The following is a 16,914-nucleotide window of genomic DNA, read 5'->3' as shown; positions in this document are numbered from 1 at the left end:
ATCAGGGTTGCAACATTTTTGGCAGGGCCGTTATGACGCCACCATGGATAGTCCCAGATAGACCAACGCCGACAACATAGCGGTTGCCGGAACCGTGATCACCCATGCTGCGATGATGGTCAGGAAATGCGAGCGGCGTACCAGTTTGCGGCGGCTGCGTTCTTCGGGGGCGACGGGTTTGCCTTTCAGGATGCCCAGTTCGCGCGCGCGGCGTTCGGCATGCCATTCACGGTAGAAGCCCACGCCGAAAATGGCCCCGACGGCGATATGGGTTGAGCTGACCGGTAGGCCCAGCCATGACGCAACGATCACGGTAATCGCTGCCGACAGTGCCACGCAATAGGCGCGCATCGGGTTCAGTTTGGTGATCTGGCTGCCAACCATGCGGATCAGCTTTGGCCCGAACAGCATCAGGCCGAACGACAGGCCAGCCGCGCCAACGATCATGACCCACAGCGGGATTTGCACCTTGGTCGAACTGTCAAAATCCTGCACTGCATGGACGATGGCGGCCAAAGGGCCAACCGCATTGGCCACGTCATTCGCGCCATGCGCAAAGGACAACAACGCAGCCGAGGCAACCAGCGGCATGCCGAACAGTTTTTTCAGCGACTTTTTGCGGTTTTCCAATCCTTCGGATTGTTTACGGATAAGGGGTTTGGTGATGATCTGGGTCGCGATACCAACCCCCAATCCGATCAACAGTGCACTGGACATGTCGATATTGATGACCTTTTTCAAACCCTTGATCGACAGATAGGCGGCAAAAGTGCCTGCCATGATCGCAATCAAAATTGGCACCCAAAGGCGGGCTGCGGCGATTTTATCCTCGGCGGTTTCGATCTTGGCCTTGATAAACGCCAAAAACATCGCGGCCACAGCCCCACCCAATACGGGTGAGATGATCCAGCTTGCCGCGATGGCCCCCATCGTTGGCCAGTTCACCGCCATCAGGCCAGCGGCGGCAATGCCTGCCCCCATAACGCCGCCAACAACCGAATGGGTGGTGGAAACGGGTGCGCCAAGCCATGTGGCAAGGTTGATCCACAGCGCGGCCGAAATCAGCGCGGCCATCATCGCCCAGATGAATGTGGCCTGATCGGCAAGGCTTTCGGGTGCGACAATCCCGCCCGAAATGGTCGACACAACATCGCCCCCCGCCAGCAAGGCGCCTGCCGTTTCAAACACTGCCGCAATCGCAATTGCGCCGCCCATTGTCAGGGCATTGGCCCCCACGGCAGGGCCCATGTTATTGGCTACGTCATTGGCCCCGATATTCAGCGCCATATAGGCCCCGAACACCGCTGCCGAAATTACGATCAACTGGTCTTGTGACCCGCCGGTCAGCACTGCCGCGATGATCGCCACCACCACAATAAACGCCAGCCCCAGCCCCGGTGCCACCAGCGGGCGCGCCACATATTGCGTGGCCATTTCCAGATGCGAGATACGGTTAAGGTCTTTGTCCAGCGTTTTCCACTGGTTCACCGGGCGGTCGGACATTGTAAAAACCTGTCATGCGAGCGTTACATTTCGCGCGGGGCTATCTGGTTTTTACCAAGGAAACAACGGGGATCAGATCATGGCGTGAAATGGTTTTGGATAAGCGCCTGCAAATCCGGCTCTCGCAGGCGTTTACGGGCATCGGCCTGACTAAACCATTTTGCGCGGCGCAGGTCCGCCTCGGGAAAGTCGTCTTTGCGGGTTGTGACGTGGAGGGCAAACACCTGCACCGTGCAAGATTGTTTGACCCCTGATCCACGCCGTTTTTCATACTGAAAGCTGCCAATCGGATCTGCCGAAATCTGGCCGGAAACGCCCGCTTCCTCCCACGCCTCAATTTCGGCGGCTTGGGACAGGGTTTTGCCACGCATTGGCCAGCCTTTGGGAATGATCCAGCGGTTGCTGTCAAGGCTGCGGATAAGCAAGATTTCGAGGCCGTTGTCGGTTTCGCGCCAGCACAAGGCCGCGACTTGCAACAGGTCGGGGCGGTAGAACAAGCTGTGAATAAGGCGCGACAGGGTTGCGATCATCCCATAACACGCGTGGCACACAGCAGCGCGCGAGCAATGTGGCTGCGCATGATTGGGTCATCGTGGGACAGGCGCGGCATGGTCCAACCCACAGATGCAAGGCAGCGGGCAAGGGTGAATATATCCACCATATGTGGGTCTGCGGGCCGCAAGGTTTCATAACCTGCAATCAGCCCCGCACGAATATCGGCGAATGCGGGTTCATAAAGGTTCTGCGACAGTACAGTTCCAAGGTCATACAGCGCAAAGCCCATGCCGCTGTCGTCAAAGTCGATCAGTGACAGGTGCGGGCCATCGACAAGTATGTTTTCGCGCAGCACATCGGCGTGGATGGGCATCAAGTCCGCGTTTTTGGCGTGGGTTTGCAAGGCATCGCGCAGAAAGGCGCGGGCAGCTTGCATCTGCTGGCGTTCGGGTTCGGTCAGCGCAGGATGGTCCCAAAACCGGCCCCAAAACGGGGTTTCACCCGTCAGCCCGTCGATGTCCCACGCGGGGCGGTTGAATGTGTTTGGCAACTGCAACGCCGCAGTCGCGTCATGAACCTGTGCCACAAGGCGGCCCAAGGCGTGATGCCGCGCAGCCTGCGCCTGCGCCGTGCCAGTCAGAGGCACACCTGCCTCGCCCAGCGGCACACCCGCTAACCATTCCACAGCACTGGCCATACGACCTGCTTGCAACGTCACCAAACCTGCGCCGTTTTGGGCGGACAAAGGGCGCGGCACGGGCAGGTCACGCGCGGCCAAAGCCCCACAAAACCAAAGTTCCGATTCAATCGCCGCTGCCGTTTGATAGCCCACACGATGCAGCCGCAGCGCCGCCTGTTTGCCATTGGGCATGGCCATGCGAAACACCGCATTTTCACGGTTGCGGATCAGGGCCAGAGGTGTGCCGCCCCAATGCGCTGCCGCTTCAACCGCCAGCGCCTCGATGGTCATGCAGGCACCGGAGTTGTTGCCAGCGCATCGGTCAGCGCATCGATCAGCATATCGGCATGTTCAAGGTTAAACGGCAAAGGCGGACGGATTTTCAGCGTATTCCCCGCGCGGCCAATCCGGTTGAGGATAAAGCCCTTGGCGACCATCACCTCGACCAAATCCTCCACAAACGCCGTTGCTGGGGTGTTGTCGGCGTCCAGCACAAATTCAGCGCCAAAGAACAGACCCACGCCGCGCACCTCGGCCAGCAGCGGATGGCGCAGGGCGCGCAATCGGTCCATTACATAGGCCGATGTGCGGGCGGCGTTGTCTTGCAGACCCTCATCGTCGATCACCTTCAAGGTGGCAATGCAGGCGGCGGCAGACACAGGATTACCGCCAAAGGTGTTGAAATAGCCAAATGCATTGCGGAACGCCGCCATCACATCGGGCCGCGCCAAAACGGCGGCAACCGGGTGACCATTCGCCATCGGCTTGCCGCAGGTCACGATATCGGGGGTCATCCCCAACCACTCATGCCCCCAGAAATGGCTGCCCATGCGGCCAAAACCGGGCTGCACCTCATCACACATGATCAACCCACCCGCCGCGCGGATCACCGCTTCGGCCTTGCTGAAAAAGCCGGGGGTGACGGTAGGGATGCCTTCATTCGCAAATGCGGGGCACAGCATCATGCCAGAAAAACCGATCCCGCACGCGTTCAAATCGTCAATCGCCACTTTGATTTGGGCGGCAAACACACTCCCGTCCGGGTCAGGGTTGCGCAGGCTGTCGGGGGCGGGCACCCGGCGCACATGGGCCGGATAGCCCCCAATCGGAGGACGGCGTGACGACAAGGCAGAGGTCGCGGTCGTGTTCCCGTGATAGGTGTTATCGGTGGCGATCACCCCGATCTTGCCCGTGACCGCCTGCGCCATCCGCAGGGCGATATCATTTGCCTCGGATCCTGTGCACGTCATAATGCATTGCGAAATGCCGTGGTTCAGGCGGGCGGTCAGCTGTTCGATATAGTCCAGCACAAGGTCGTGGTGATAGCGGGTGTGGGTGTTCAAAATCGCCGCTTGGTCCGCAATCGCCACCACCACGGACGGGTGGCAATGCCCCACGTGTGGCACGTTGTTATAGCAATCCAAGTACCGCTTGCCCGCCGCATCCCAAAGCCAGACACCGCTGCCCCGAACGATATGCACGGGGGTGCGGTAAAAGGTTGGCACATTTGGCCCCATCAGGCGGGCGCGACGGTCGGTCATAGTTTCGGTCATTCATCAGGCTCCACTTTGCCGCGCAGGGATTTGACGGTGCCGCGCACGGCCTTGGCGGCAAGGCGGCGTTTCTGGCTGCCATAGGTCGGCTTGGTCGCGATCCGGCGTTTGGGGGCGACCAATGCCGCGCGGATCATCGCGACCAGCCGTTCGCGGGCCAATTCACGGTTGCGGATCTGGCTGCGGGTTTCTTCAGCACGGATCACAATGGCACCGTCCAGCGTCCAACGGCGCCCGGCAAGCCGCTTGAGCCGGGTTTTCACCGGGCCGGACAAGTGGGGAGAGCGTTCTGCCTCGAACCGCAATTCAACCGCGGTTTCGACCTTGTTCACATTTTGCCCACCGGGACCGGAAGAGCGTGTGAAATTTTCTGACAGTTCCCAATCCGCGAGTGTGATTTCATCATTGATCCGCAACATGCGGCAAACCTAGCCGAAAGTGCGGGTGCGGGGGAAGGGGGCTCATCGCACCTTGTGGTGCTCTTCGCAATGGCGCGATGAAAGCCGCAAGGCATAAGGAGCGTTAGGCGAACCCGATCGCTTTGCCCAAGGGCAAGGCGCGAATGCGTTGGCCTGTCAGAGCAAAAATCGCATTGGCCAGCGCAGGCGCAGCAGGTGGCGTGCCCGGTTCGCCAATCCCGCGAATTTTGCTGCCGTTTTCCAGGACCGTCACGGCTATGGGTGGGCATTGCGGCATGCGCAACCCGTCATAATCGGGGAAATTGGTTTGCTGCACATGCCCGCCGTCAAACGTGATCTCACCATTGATCGCGGCTGACAGGCCATAGATCATGCCGCCTTGCACCTGCGCCTCGATGATTGACGGGTCCAGTGCAATCCCCACATCGACCGCTGCCCAAGCGCCTGTCATTTGCAAGCCTTGCGGGGTCATCGCGACCTCTATCACTTCGGCCGTTGGCACGCCGAACGACAGGCAAAACGCAACGCCCCGCGCCCGGCCCGCAGGGGGGTTGCCCCAATTGGATGCCGCCGCCACCGCCTCGATCACCTTGCGCGATGGCAGATGATCAATCTGGTTCAACCGAAACTCCAGTGGGTCTACGCCCGCCAGATAGGCCAGTTCATCCACCGCAGACTCGTGGAAAAATGCGTTCTGCGAGGCACCAACCGACCGCCAAGACCCCACAGGAACGCCCGCAGGTACGCGGTAGCCCGTTACGCGGTAATTGGGGAAGGTGTAGGGCTGTTCCCACGCGCCTTGCACGATGGTGGCATCGGGCCCGGGCAGGTTTAACCCAATTCGCCCCATTTGCGAGGAAATTACCGAAGGGGCTGCCAGATGCAGATCAAGCGCCTTGATTTCCCCACCCGCAACGGTGCCCGAAATCCGGCCCATCGCCATCGGGCGAAAGGCGTCATGCGTCATATCCTCTTCGCGCGTCCAAGTCAGCAGAACGGGGCGGTTTGGCAGCGCCTTGGCCACCGTGATCGCTTGCTTGATGAAATCCATTTCGGCGCGGCGACCAAACCCGCCACCCATCACCGGAGTTTCCACGTCTATCGCGGTCTCATCCAACCCTGTTATCGCAGCGCCTTCTTTTAGGACTTGGGTTGGCAGTTGGTTGCCCGCCCACACGCGGAGGCGATCACCGTCCAGCCACGCGCCTGCCGTCATCGGCTCCATCGTGGCATGGGCAAGGTAGGGGACGGTGTATTCGGCAGTCCATGCATCAGTGGGCAAGTTCGCCGCGACATCGCCATCATCACGGTTGCGGCTGTCTTGGTGATCGGCGGTCAGCGATGCCTCAACCTGCGCCCGCATCTCGGCGTCGGTTCCGGCATAGGGGGCGGGGTCCCAGACAATCTCAACCAACTCCATCGCCTTGAACGCGGCCCAAGTGGAATTGGCAACAACCGCCACCCCGTTCGGCACCTCAATCACATCCTCTACCCCCGGATAGGCCAAAGCGGCCTTGGCATCATAAGATGTCACGCCAGCGCCAAGGCCCGGATTGCTGCGCGCCGTGGCAAACAGCATGCCGGGATAGCGTATATCGGCAGTGAATTGCGCGGTGCCTGTCACCTTGCCCAGCATATCCTTGCGCGGCAAGGCGCGGCCCAGCAGCCTCCACTCGGACTGCGGTTTCAGTGGTGGGGTGTCGGGCAAGTCGCTGTTGGCGGCATCGGCGGCCAAATCGGCATAAGGGATTTCGGTGCCATCGGGCAGCACAACCGCGCCACGAGCGGTTATCAAATCGCCAGCAGCAAACCCGCTACGCTGCGCCGCAGCATCGACCAAGGCCGCACGGGCCACTGCGCCTGCCGCGCGCATTTTGTCAAATGCATCAGGGGTGCTGGATGACCCGCCGGTGATTTGCATGCCCAAGAACTTGGCCGGAATATGCATTGCACCTCGCACCGTTTCGGCAAGCCAACTGGTATCGGTGGGCACAAAGGGTGCGCCTTCCTCTAAAATCGCTGCGTTGAAATAGGCGCGCGATGCGGGGCCGTGCAGGATTTGCACTTGGTCCCAATCCAGATCCATCTCCTCGGCCAACAAGGCGGCAAGCGTGGTCTGCACCCCTTGCCCCATTTCGGCGCGTGGGGTGATCAGCGTCACCCCGTTCGCATCAATCAGCACATAAGGCGTCAGGGTATAGGCCTCATCCGCCAACAAAGGGTTTGGAATGGCCTTTTTATACTGCCACGTGCCAAAGGCGACGCCCCCCGCAATCGCGGCTGACCCGATCAGGAACGTCCGGCGAGCGATGGTTTTGACGCGACCCATAGTCTATCCTTTCAACGTGGCGGCAGCGGAATGTACTGCGGCGCGAATGCGTGGATATGTGCCACAGCGGCACAAATTGCCGCCCATCGCTTCGTCTATTTCCGCATCGGTGGGCTGCGGTGTTTCGGCTAGCAACGCTGCCGCTTGCATGATCTGCCCCGACTGGCAGTAGCCGCATTGTGCGACCTGATGTTCCAGCCAAGCGGCTTGAATGGCATGCAGGTTTTCGGGCGTGCCCAAGCCTTCGATTGTTGTCACCTCCGCGTTTGCGGCATCTTCTAACAGCGTTTGGCACGATCGCACCGCCTGCCCATCCACATGGACCGAACAGGCACCACATGCCGCAACGCCGCAGCCGTATTTCGTACCGGTCAGGTGTAATCCGTCCCGCAGCACCCAAAGCAAGGGCGTATCACCCGGCATGTCTATAAGGCGGGTTTCGCCGTTTACTGTCAGGGAATAGGCCATCGGGAGCTCCGCTTTCTAAGATGAATGACAAAATGAATGAAAAGTGTCAGGATGTCAATTGACAGGGCGTGCCACATACTCCACTTTCATCTGATGCACAGCCCAACACTCAAGTCCGACAAAACAGATCCGACCGAGGCGATCTTTGCCGCTGCATTGCGGGCCTTTGCGCAATATGGTTATCGCCGTACCGCGATGGAAGATATCGCGAATGGCGCCGACATGTCGCGGGCTGCGCTGTACCTGCGGTTTCGCAACAAAGAAGACATTTTCCGGAGCCTTGCCCGAGCCTATTTCAGTCAGGCGCAGGCCGGGATGCAGGCAGCCCTTGGCGCGGCGAAAGATACCGAAACCGCCTTGCTTGCAGCCTTTGCCGCCAAGGACGGCAAGCTGATGGAACTGATCCTGACGTCGCCGCATGGTGGCGAATTGCTGGACGCGGGTTTTTCCGTTAGCGCCGATATCGTGGCCGAGGGCGAGGCCGCGATGGCCGCCACATTTGCACATTGGTACACTGCGCAGGGCCTGCCCCCGGATCTCGGCAATGGCGAAGACATGGCCGAGACCACTATGGCGGCGCTGAAAGGCCTGAAAACCACAGCCGCCGATTTTCCCAGCTACCAGGCCGGTCAAGCCCGCCTTGCCCGGCTGATTGTGCGTGCCCTGTCACCTGCACAGCCCTGATTTGATTAAATCACCAGCGTGCCCGCGCGGTTTTCAATCATCCGTACCAGCGACAGCGCGGTCATTTCCGACGATTTTGGGTTGGTCGCAAGCGGGCTGTTTTCCAGCAACAGGGTCAGGGTGCCAAAGTCGCCTATGGCTGTGATGCGGTGGCTGTTCAGTTTGGCGCATGGATCGGCGGTTAGCGCCACCGTTGTCCGGTCCAGTCCGATGCCTGCCAGCGCCGAGATGACCGCGACATTGGCGTTTTGCGGATAGGCAGCGGCGGCGGCGCGGGCACTACCCTCAAAGAAAGTGAAGGGCGCGGTCAGCGCGGACAAATCACATAAGGATTCCGCCTGCGTGCCTGCCCAAGCGCGGGCAGGTTTGACCACCTCATGACGTACAGATTGCAGGCCCAGCCGTGACGCTGCAGACAGCGCATCAATGCCTCCCAACGCCCCCGGTGGGATCAGAATTTGGCTGCGGGCTTGGCGGGCACGTTGGGTCAAATCGACCAAAAGCGCCGCATCTGTCAGCGCCGAGGTTGAGGATATCGCGACATCCCAGCCCCGCGCCAAGCCCGCCCGCGCCCAAGGGGAAACGGAGTCGCGACCTGCCGCCTCAATCAACAAATCGGCGTCAATTGTACCCAATTCCGCAGGATCGCTGATCAGCCGCGTACCTTTGGGCAGGCCATCGCGGTGCGCGTAGGCATTGCGCAGCCCCACGGCGACAATACGAACCGGCGTGCCATGCTGGGCCAACAATGCAGAAACACGGGTCGCAATCGCCCCCCATCCCACCAGAACAAGGCGCAGATCACTGCCCGACATAGGCCTGCACCGTATTTGCATCATTGTTCAAATCTGTCCTCATTGCGTGCCAAGCCTTGTGACCTGTTTCGATGAAGTAATACGTGTCGGCAAGCCGTTTCAGAAAGCTCAAATTCTTGTCGATCAGAAAAATAGACTGGCCTTGTGCCTTAAGTCTTTCAAGCACATACAAAGTTTCAGAGCGGATCATGGGTCAAGGCCTCGGACGCCTCATCGGCGGCCTGGGGTGAATTTTTATCGCGACGTGCTGGTTATTTAGATGGCATTGCGGGTGGCGTCGTCGACCTCCATCACGATCAATTCAAGCGCATCAGGGGTGAGTGTTGCGCTGCTGTAGCTAAATCTGCGGAAGTGAGATGAGGTATAACACCGAGCATTTGCCTAGCCTGCGTCTCGCCCAAAAGGGTGATCGCGCCCGTGCCAAAGGGGGCTGCGCAGCAGGTCGAGGTGCATGCAATCGCTGGCAGATAGATCATCGCCCCACACCCCGCGCCGCAGCAGGGGTTGGCCCGTCAAACTGTGGGCTGGGGTTTTCAAAGGCTCCTCCTGCATAGCCTGATATGAAGAGCGACAGATTGGTTCGGCAAGCGGCGATTTGGCATTTGCAAAAGCGGCGGTTCGGGGCCAGTTTGGGCAGAACATCAAAGGACATCCTATGCCTCACCCTTTAGTTACTCAAGCCGATATTGATGCCTACCAACGGGACGGGGCTGTCATGATAAAGGGCCTGTTCGCCAATCATGTCGAGGCGTTGCGCGCGGGGGTAGAGCGCAATATGGCCGAGCCTGGGGAATATGCCGCCGAGAACCTGAAACCCGGTGAAGGCGGCCGGTTTTTCGACGATTATTGCAACTGGCAGCGGATTGAGGAATTTGAGGATGTGATCCGCAATTCGGCGGCGGCCGAGGTGGCCGCCGCTTTGATGGGATCAAACCGCGTGCAGGTGTTTCACGATCATGTGCTGATTAAGGAGCCTGGCACGTCTAAGCCGACCCCGTGGCATCAAGACGGGCCGTATTACTTCGTTGATGGCATTCAGAACGTGAGTTTCTGGTCGCCGCTGGACCCTGTGCGCGAGGCGTCTTTGCGCTGTGTGGCGGGGTCGCACCGCTGGGAAAAACCAGTGTTGCCAACGCGGTGGTTATCGGAAACCAATTTTTACCCGAACCCTGATGATTACATGCCTGTGCCTGACCCCGATGCCGAAGGCATGGATGTTCGCGAATGGGCGATGGAACCCGGCGATGCGGTGGCGTTCAACTATGGCACGTTGCACGGCGCGCGGGGCAATACGGCAGGCACGCGGCGGCGGGCGTTCTCATTACGGTTGCTGGGCGATGATGCACGGTATGTGGAACGGCCGGGGCGCACGTCACCCCCATTTCCGGGGCATGATATGGTGGCGGGCCAAGTGCTGCGGGAAGATTGGTTTCCAGTGATTTTCCAGCGTTAGAGCCACTTTTCCATTGCGGCGCGGGCGAGGGTTTGGCCTGCGCGGTCGACTGTTTCATGTTTGACCAGTTGAACCGCCATCGCGGCAAAGGGCGTTTGGGCCGAAAGGCTGGCTTGGGTGTGGATGCGGGGCAGGTTTTGGGCTTTGGCGTGGGTTTCAATCGCCGCGTAGAGGTTGCGGAATAGGCCCTGCCCACGGGCGGCAGGCAGGAGAAGGCAAGATCCAGATAACCGTCGGGGTGCAGGGTCATGAAGCCAGCGGGCGCTGTGTCAATCGTGGCCAGAACGACATATTACTGGGTGAGTTTTGCGTGCCAATCTGCGCCTGAATAGGGGGTCGCGAGCCACGCGTGGCGCTGGGCTGGTGTGTAGGAGCTGGGGCCTGCGTGGATGGCGGTGAATATGATTTTGCCAAACCTGTCATAATCAGGCGTGGCGGCCCTGCGGATTATTTTCCCGCCAAACCGCGCAATACGTCATGCGGCAGGGCGGGGACATGGTTGCCACCTTGACCTGTCATGGGGTCAGCTGCGACCATTGCGTTCAGGATCGCTTCTTCAACCGCTGCCGCCGTTGCGTGGAAATAGGGGTCCATCGCCTCATCTGGAATAAAGCGCGCGTATTTGATGCCTGCGCCCGTGATATCGGAATTGGCGGTGGAAAAGGCGAGGAAAATATCGCCCGAGCCGTGATAGGCATGGCCGCCCACGCGCCCGATGCCAAAGGTGGCACGCCGCGCGAGGCGTTTCAGTTGATGCGGCAGGAACGGCGCATCGGTGGCGATGATGGTGATGATTGATGACAACGAAAGGTCTGGCGTGCCCTCGTGCATCGCGGGTTCGGTTAGGTGTAGGCGGTGGCCGCGAATGGTAAGATCGGCGCGGCTGCCAAAATTGGCCTGAACGAACACGCCAAGAGTGAAACCGTCGGACATAAGGCGTGAGGCGGTGCCGGAACCAGCCTTGAAGCCAAAGCATTTCATGCCTGTGCCGCCGCCAACAGATCCTTCGTCGATTGCGCCTGTGGTGGCATTGTTGATGGCGTCGACGACATGTTGGGTAGTGACGTGAAAGCCGTTGATATCATTTAAAAAGCCGTCATAGGTTTCGGCGGCGACGGGCAAGGCGAAATCATCCACTAGCAAGTCGGGAAAGGCTTCAACCGCCCAGCGGATCGTGGCATCGCGGGCAAGGCCGCAGGAATTGGTGTTGGTGATGGTGATTGGAAGCGAGAGTTTTCCCATTTCCTCAATATAATGCGTGCCCGACATTTCACCATTGCCGTTCAGGCTGTGAAAGCCTGCGAAAACGGGCAGGCCAAGCTGATCGCGCGGGCGGGGCAGAATGGCGCTGACGCCTGTGCGGATGGGGCCTTGGCCCATGACCAGCGGGCCATTGCCGGATATCAGGGTGGTATAGCCAACCGACACCCCCGCCACATCGGTGATGGCGTTAAAGGGGCCGGGCGTGCCATCAAACATAAGGCCAAGCGCACGGGCGCGAGGTTTACCGGGTGGGGTATGGAGCATGGCCTAGCCTTTTATGAGATGACGCCTATGAACGGGAATATCGAGGGTATGGTCAAGCCTATTGGTTGACATTTTGGGCTGGGGCGTTCAGGCCAGCGCAGTGCAGTCCAATGTGGTGTGGCCATGACAGATGAGACGGAAAAGCCGAAAAAGGCCTCGCGCCAGCAGGTCTATACTTTGGTGATAGAAGTGGGACGCAACCCCAATGACGGGCTGCCCGCCAAGGCGACGGGGGCGGCGCTGATGATTTATGCCAGTGGCGTGGACGAGGCCGAAGCCGTGCGCGAAACAGTGGCGATTTTGAAGCAAGCCGATATGGCGCCGCTGGACGTGTCGGGCTATGGCACGCTGGAAGAGCGACTGGAGAGTGGCGACGAGATTGCGGCAGACGAGCGGGAATTGATGGACCGCGCACTGGCGGAAAATTCGGTGATCGTTGCGCAGATGACGCCGTTTTACGACTGAAATTTAGGCTGCCGAGCGGTTGCCGGACCGGCCAAGCATGTCGAGCAATGGAATGGTTTCATAGGCCTGTATCACCGGATGCGGATAGTCCGGCGTCTGCCAAGATACTGTGTTGGAATGGGTCAGCAAGCGGCAGCCTTGGGCGCAAATCAGGCGCGGGGTGCCGATGTCCAAGGACACACAAGAGGAAACAGCACGGCGGTAGTCCATCAGGGCTGCGCGGCCATCGGTGACGTTTCCGGCCATTGTCAGAACGGTTTCATCGCCGAACAGATATTCAACCTCATCGCCGGATAGAGCGATCAGTTGATCTGACGACACAAGAATATCGGTCTCGGCCCCGAAATAGGGCGCGCGCAACATGACGGGGCTGAACGAGCCGCGACTGGGCAAATCCATGTGCTGAACCGAAAGGAGTGCGGCGAAATCACCATCATCGGTGCGCAGTAGATCCCCGGCGCGCAGCTTGCCCGCAGGGACGGGGCCGTCAATGGTGTCCACCGGCGTTTGCACGCCGACCCATGGCGCGCGGGCGGGTAGATCATCGCCATTCATCGCGCCAAACCACAGCACGGATTTATGACGGATCGTATCACCGGACCCGTCGCAGATCTGCAAAATATCTTGCATCAGCATGGGCATCGGGTCGCGGCCACGGGTTTTGCAGGCCGTGTCTGAGCCTTTGCCCTGGTGTTCCAAGCCAAGTGCCCAAGTTTTGCCGGGGCCATCCCAGCTAAAGGAAATGCGCCCGACACCTGAGCTGGGCAAGTCAAGCGGACCCGGCAGGACATGGCGCAGCAATCGGTCACCTTGGCGGTGCAAGATTACCACGCCAGCGACATCATCGACAAAAACAGCAAACGCGCGAGGCCATGTGTCGTTGATTTTGAAGTCCAGCAGGATGGTCGACCCTTCCAATGGCAGGTCGAATTCAAACACCATCGTCGCTCTGGTCAGCAAGGACTGGCCAGTCCCCGCGTCCAAAGCTGTAGGTCGATCGGAAAGGGCGAGCCAGCCTGCCATATCGCTAGGCCGCCCGACCGAGTGCGAACAAGAGCCGGGCTTCGAACGTCCTCAGGGTGCGGCGCGCGGCGGGGCTGTAGCCGTGGCCGGTTTCGGGGTCGATCTCGGGGAAGATCGCGCAAATTTCAGTCACGATATCGGCCTCAAAGCTTTTTGCCGTTTGCGGGCCCGGAAGGAAGCTTTCGGTCGCCAGACCTTCGGAAAAAACCACCTGATGGCGGTCAAACAGAAGGTGCACATATTCAACTTGACCGCCTGTAACATAGCGGACCGAGCGGTCGTTGACCAAATCCTTGGCCGCCACCAACACTTCGGATTCACCGAATAGCAGTTCGGACAGGCTGTCGCGGATCAAGATGCGGTGCAGCGGGGATACCATCAGGTCGCGGTGCTGGCCAAAGGTGCCTGCGCGGATGTGGACGGGAGCAAAGTTGCCGATGGCCGCGACCGTGCGCCGCCCGATCCAGCGCAGTGGTTGCGGGCCGTCATCCTGCGTCATCACCAGATCGCCGGGCAGCAAGGTTTCGACCGGCACCTCGCCATAAGGGGTGCGAATAGCTGTGCCTGCGACAAAGCAAGGGATCGAGTTGATTTTGACAAAGCCGGTGTCGGTATGGCCCAAGCCATCCGAGACTGTGTAAGTAAAGTTTTTGGTTTCAACCTGCCCGTCGCCAGTGATGGTAAAGGTGCCATCGGCATTGAGTTTGACTGTTTGACCGGATGGAAGGGTGATCGTAGACCCCACCGTCACCGCTATGCCGTTGATGTGGGTGATGGTCAGTGTCGCACCCGAGGGGCGGATATCATTGGCCAGCACGTCCAGCGTCTTTACCCCGTTGGGGTTCAGGTTCATGCTGTCATCAAGAGCGACAAGGGTTGTTTGAAGAGAGTCGCCGCCGATCAGCAGGTTACTGTCATAGTTCGCATCCGCCGCATCCGCGATGCCGATGCGGATAGAGTTCAGTGTGCCTGCAATGACCGGCATCGTCAAAGTCAGAGTAACGGTGAACCCGTCCATTTCGGTGTTATACGCATCATTGGTGTTGTTCACGAACAGGTTCTGCTGGGTGGTACCATTGATGTTGTTCACCGAAGTTCTGCCAGAGCCAACCGAGATCGGGACATGGCTGCCATTGACCCATACGCCCACAACATCGTTGAACTGGCTATTGATGTATTCGGGAAATTCTTCGGACGCGAACACAAAACTCATTGTCAGGGTATTGCCGGCGGGGGTAAAGTCAACATCCAGCCAGACGGCATCATAGGTGTTGGTCCCAGCGATGGCGTTGAAATCGGACGTGTTGTCGAAGCCGTTGGTGTCGGTTGATGTGCCTGTGCTGCGGTTGGGATCCCCGCTGCTTTGGGTAAAGTCACGGACGTTGCCGGTGGACAGAATGACGCCGTTTTCGGATGGGACAACACTCGGCGACCGCTGGCCGTTGGAATAGATCGCAGAGGAGTTGTTGGGCCCAGAGTAGCTTGCTGCTCGCACGGTCACGCCAGACCCAAAGATTGCGTTCGCCATCGCCATTGCCGAAGCATTGGTTGTGTAGGTTAATTCGGCACCAGTTGCCATTTCTGCCCCCAATTTCCTTTGGAGGTCAGCACAAACGCTTTATCTGCCCGGTTTTACCGGCCAAGTACTATTTTATTTCCACTCGTTCGGGCTCGTTGGCCCAGCGTTTGCCCTGCCTCAGGACTTATTATGTCGCTAACAAAGCGTAAATATTGGCACTTGTCACGGAGTATTCACATTTGGGTTGTCATTTGTCCCAGCCAAAGGTTGCGCTGTTGCAACAGGCAAACGCGGTTTGGCAACAGTTGCGCGGGTTGGGGCGAGGCGTTATCGGTTGGCTGTGTAGCCCTTTAGTTTGCCGAGAATAAGGAGGATCCTATGTCTGACCCAATTGATCCAGTTGCCCTGACCGCTGATTTGATCCGTTGCAATTCGGTCACCCCTGCCGATGGCGGGGCGTTGGTGCTGCTCGAGGCGGTTTTGACCGAAGGCGGGTTTACTTGTACGCGGGTGGATCGGGGCGGGATTGCCAACCTTTTTGCGCGCTGGGGGCAGGCGGGGGCGAACCGCAGTTTCGGGTTCAACGGCCACACCGATGTGGTGCCTGTGGGCGATGTCGCGGCGTGGACGCATGACCCGTTTGGCGCGGAAATTGTGGACGGCTGGATGTATGGGCGCGGGGCGACCGATATGAAATCGGGGGTCGCCGCGTTTGCCGCTGCCGCGATTGATTTCGTGCGGGGCACGCCGCCGGACGGGGCAGTTATTCTGGCGATTACGGGGGATGAGGAAGACGTGGCCGCCGATGGCACTGTGGCCTTATTGGACTGGATGGCTGCGAACAATGAGGCGATGAGCGTGTGTTTGGTGGGCGAACCCACTTGCCCGAATGTGATGGGCGAGATGATGAAAGTGGGGCGGCGCGGGTCGCTGACGGCGCATTTCGTGGCGCGCGGCGTGCAGGGCCATTCGGCCTATCCGCACCGCGCCAACAACCCGCTGAACGCGACGGTGCGGTTGATGGACAAGTTGGCGTGTCACGCGTTGGACCAAGGGACTGATCATTTTGACCCAAGCACGCTTGCGATTACCACGATTGATACGGGCAATATAGCGACGAATGTGATCCCTGCGACCTGCCGTGCGACGGTGAATATTCGGTTCAATGACAGCCACAGCGGCGCCAGCATTTCGGAATGGCTGCGGGCCGAAGGGGCGGCGATGCAGGCGGCGACGGATGTGGCGTTTGAGGTTGCAATCAAAATCTCGGGCGAGAGCTTTGTGACGCCCCCCGGTGAGTTGTCGGCGCTGGTGGCGCGGGCGGTGCAGGCCGAGACGGGGGTGGAGCCTGTGCTGTCGACATCAGGGGGGACATCGGACGCACGGTTTGTAAAGGATCACTGCCCCGTGGTGGAATTTGGGCTGGTGGGTAAAACCATGCACCAAGTCGATGAACGGGTCGAGGTGGCGCAGATCTATCAGTTGAAAACCATCTATACCCGCATTTTGACAGAGTATTTTGCATGAATACCCCTGCGAAAGTACGGATTGAAGTGACCCGCGACATCGCAACCTGTCTGGCGTTGCGGCGCGTGGTGTTTATTGAGGAACAAGGCGTATCCGAGGCGGACGAGCGCGATGATCTGGATGACGCGGCGGTGCATTTGCTGGCTTGGGTTGATGGGCGGGCTGTGGGGTCGGCGCGGTTGCTGACTAAGGGCGCGACGGGCAAGATTGGCCGGGTTTGTGTGTTGCAGGATCAACGTGGCACGGGGCTGGGTGCGGCGCTGATTGGCGCAGCGGTTGAGGAGTTTCGCGGCATGGCGGGCATCGAGGTGGTCAAGCTGGGCGCGCAAACCCACGCGATTGCGTTTTACGAAAAGCTGGGTTTTGTGGCCTTTGGCCCCGAATATGATGATGCGGGCATTCCCCACCGCGACATGATGATTGATCTATAGCCTGATCGGTGAAGGCAGGTGACG

Annotated in this window: 19 protein-coding genes; 6 read left to right on the top strand and 13 right to left on the bottom strand. The window is 59.4% G+C overall.

Translation table 11 applies throughout. The features are described from left to right. Positions 1-30: 30 nt before the first annotated feature. The 7 genes from G560_RS0105085 to G560_RS0105055 all read right to left on the bottom strand — a co-directional run bounded on the left by G560_RS0105085 (position 31) and on the right by G560_RS0105055 (position 7,446). On the bottom strand, positions 31-1,503 hold the full coding sequence (locus G560_RS0105085) for an inorganic phosphate transporter (RefSeq protein WP_022703229.1): 1,473 nt from the start codon (positions 1,501-1,503) through the stop codon (positions 31-33). 77 nt (positions 1,504-1,580) lie between these two features. Then, entirely contained in the window at positions 1,581-2,033 is a 453-nt protein-coding gene (locus G560_RS0105080) for an NUDIX hydrolase (protein WP_022703228.1), read from the bottom strand. After that, positions 2,030-2,968 (bottom strand): phosphotransferase enzyme family protein, encoded by a 939-nt coding sequence (locus G560_RS18605; protein WP_022703227.1) that lies wholly within the window; start codon positions 2,966-2,968, stop codon positions 2,030-2,032. The genes G560_RS0105080 and G560_RS18605 overlap by 4 nt, the downstream gene beginning before the upstream one ends. Continuing rightward, complete coding sequence (locus tag G560_RS0105070) at positions 2,965-4,230, bottom strand: aspartate aminotransferase family protein (RefSeq protein WP_022703226.1); 1,266 nt, start codon at positions 4,228-4,230, stop codon at positions 2,965-2,967. Before G560_RS0105070 ends, G560_RS18605 begins: the two co-directional genes overlap by 4 nt. Next, positions 4,227-4,649 (bottom strand): alternative ribosome rescue aminoacyl-tRNA hydrolase ArfB, encoded by a 423-nt coding sequence (gene arfB / locus G560_RS0105065; protein WP_022703225.1) that lies wholly within the window; start codon positions 4,647-4,649, stop codon positions 4,227-4,229. Before arfB ends, G560_RS0105070 begins: the two co-directional genes overlap by 4 nt. A 103-nt stretch (positions 4,650-4,752) precedes the next feature. Then, entirely contained in the window at positions 4,753-6,978 is a 2,226-nt protein-coding gene (locus tag G560_RS0105060; protein WP_022703224.1) for a xanthine dehydrogenase family protein molybdopterin-binding subunit, read from the bottom strand. A gap of 3 nt (positions 6,979-6,981) precedes the next feature. After that, positions 6,982-7,446 (bottom strand): (2Fe-2S)-binding protein, encoded by a 465-nt coding sequence (locus tag G560_RS0105055; RefSeq protein ID WP_022703223.1) that lies wholly within the window; start codon positions 7,444-7,446, stop codon positions 6,982-6,984. A gap of 93 nt (positions 7,447-7,539) precedes the next feature. Between G560_RS0105055 and G560_RS0105050 the strand changes: the two genes are divergently transcribed. Beyond that, complete coding sequence (locus G560_RS0105050) at positions 7,540-8,130, top strand: TetR/AcrR family transcriptional regulator (protein WP_022703222.1); 591 nt, start codon at positions 7,540-7,542, stop codon at positions 8,128-8,130. A gap of 5 nt (positions 8,131-8,135) precedes the next feature. Here the strand turns inward: G560_RS0105050 and G560_RS0105045 are convergent, their stop codons facing one another. The 3 genes from G560_RS0105045 to G560_RS18600 all read right to left on the bottom strand — a co-directional run bounded on the left by G560_RS0105045 (position 8,136) and on the right by G560_RS18600 (position 9,597). Beyond that, positions 8,136-8,945, bottom strand: a complete 810-nt coding sequence (locus G560_RS0105045) for an aspartate dehydrogenase (protein WP_022703221.1) — start codon at positions 8,943-8,945, stop codon at positions 8,136-8,138. After that, positions 8,932-9,135, bottom strand: a complete 204-nt coding sequence (locus tag G560_RS0105040) for a hypothetical protein (protein WP_022703220.1) — start codon at positions 9,133-9,135, stop codon at positions 8,932-8,934. Before G560_RS0105040 ends, G560_RS0105045 begins: the two co-directional genes overlap by 14 nt. 282 nt (positions 9,136-9,417) lie before the next feature. After that, positions 9,418-9,597, bottom strand: a complete 180-nt coding sequence (locus G560_RS18600) for a hypothetical protein (protein ID WP_155947157.1) — start codon at positions 9,595-9,597, stop codon at positions 9,418-9,420. Between the two features lie 3 nt (positions 9,598-9,600). On the opposite strand from G560_RS18600, the gene G560_RS0105030 reads away from it, so the two are divergent. Together G560_RS0105030 and G560_RS21585 are read left to right on the top strand one after the other, a co-directional pair. After that, positions 9,601-10,398 carry a phytanoyl-CoA dioxygenase family protein gene (locus G560_RS0105030; RefSeq protein WP_022703218.1) on the top strand — a complete coding sequence of 266 codons (798 nt, stop codon included), beginning with the start codon at positions 9,601-9,603 and terminating at the stop codon, positions 10,396-10,398. A gap of 56 nt (positions 10,399-10,454) precedes the next feature. Beyond that, positions 10,455-10,583, top strand: coding sequence for a hypothetical protein (locus tag G560_RS21585; RefSeq protein ID WP_022703217.1), 129 nt, complete (start codon positions 10,455-10,457; stop codon positions 10,581-10,583). 262 nt (positions 10,584-10,845) lie between these two features. Here G560_RS21585 and G560_RS0105015 read toward each other — a convergent pair whose 3' ends face one another. Further along, a complete protein-coding gene (locus tag G560_RS0105015) occupies positions 10,846-11,925 on the bottom strand; it encodes a DmpA family aminopeptidase (RefSeq protein WP_022703216.1) in 1,080 nt (359 codons plus the stop codon). 123 nt (positions 11,926-12,048) lie between these two features. On the opposite strand from G560_RS0105015, the gene G560_RS0105010 reads away from it, so the two are divergent. After that, positions 12,049-12,390 (top strand): hypothetical protein, encoded by a 342-nt coding sequence (locus G560_RS0105010; protein WP_022703215.1) that lies wholly within the window; start codon positions 12,049-12,051, stop codon positions 12,388-12,390. 3 nt (positions 12,391-12,393) lie between these two features. Here the strand turns inward: G560_RS0105010 and G560_RS0105005 are convergent, their stop codons facing one another. Both G560_RS0105005 and G560_RS0105000 read right to left on the bottom strand, forming a co-directional pair. Beyond that, a complete protein-coding gene (locus G560_RS0105005; protein ID WP_081647601.1) occupies positions 12,394-13,413 on the bottom strand; it encodes a Hint domain-containing protein in 1,020 nt (339 codons plus the stop codon). A 4-nt stretch (positions 13,414-13,417) separates the two neighbouring features. After that, positions 13,418-14,992 carry a Hint domain-containing protein gene (locus G560_RS0105000; RefSeq protein ID WP_022703213.1) on the bottom strand — a complete coding sequence of 525 codons (1,575 nt, stop codon included), beginning with the start codon at positions 14,990-14,992 and terminating at the stop codon, positions 13,418-13,420. Positions 14,993-15,310: 318 nt separating this feature from the next. On the opposite strand from G560_RS0105000, the gene dapE reads away from it, so the two are divergent. Further along, positions 15,311-16,459 (top strand): succinyl-diaminopimelate desuccinylase, encoded by a 1,149-nt coding sequence (gene dapE, locus G560_RS0104995; protein WP_022703212.1) that lies wholly within the window; start codon positions 15,311-15,313, stop codon positions 16,457-16,459. After that, positions 16,456-16,890: a GNAT family N-acetyltransferase gene (locus tag G560_RS0104990; protein ID WP_022703211.1), complete on the top strand. Its 435-nt coding sequence runs from the start codon at positions 16,456-16,458 to the stop codon at positions 16,888-16,890. The genes dapE and G560_RS0104990 overlap by 4 nt, the downstream gene beginning before the upstream one ends. Positions 16,891-16,914 lie beyond the last annotated feature (24 nt).

Origin of the sequence: Pseudorhodobacter ferrugineus DSM 5888 (assembly GCF_000420745.1) — a bacterium.
Lineage (GTDB): Bacteria > Pseudomonadota > Alphaproteobacteria > Rhodobacterales > Rhodobacteraceae > Pseudorhodobacter > Pseudorhodobacter ferrugineus.
The sequence above is the reverse complement of the archived record's forward strand: the minus strand, read 5'-3'. Positions and strand labels throughout refer to the sequence as shown.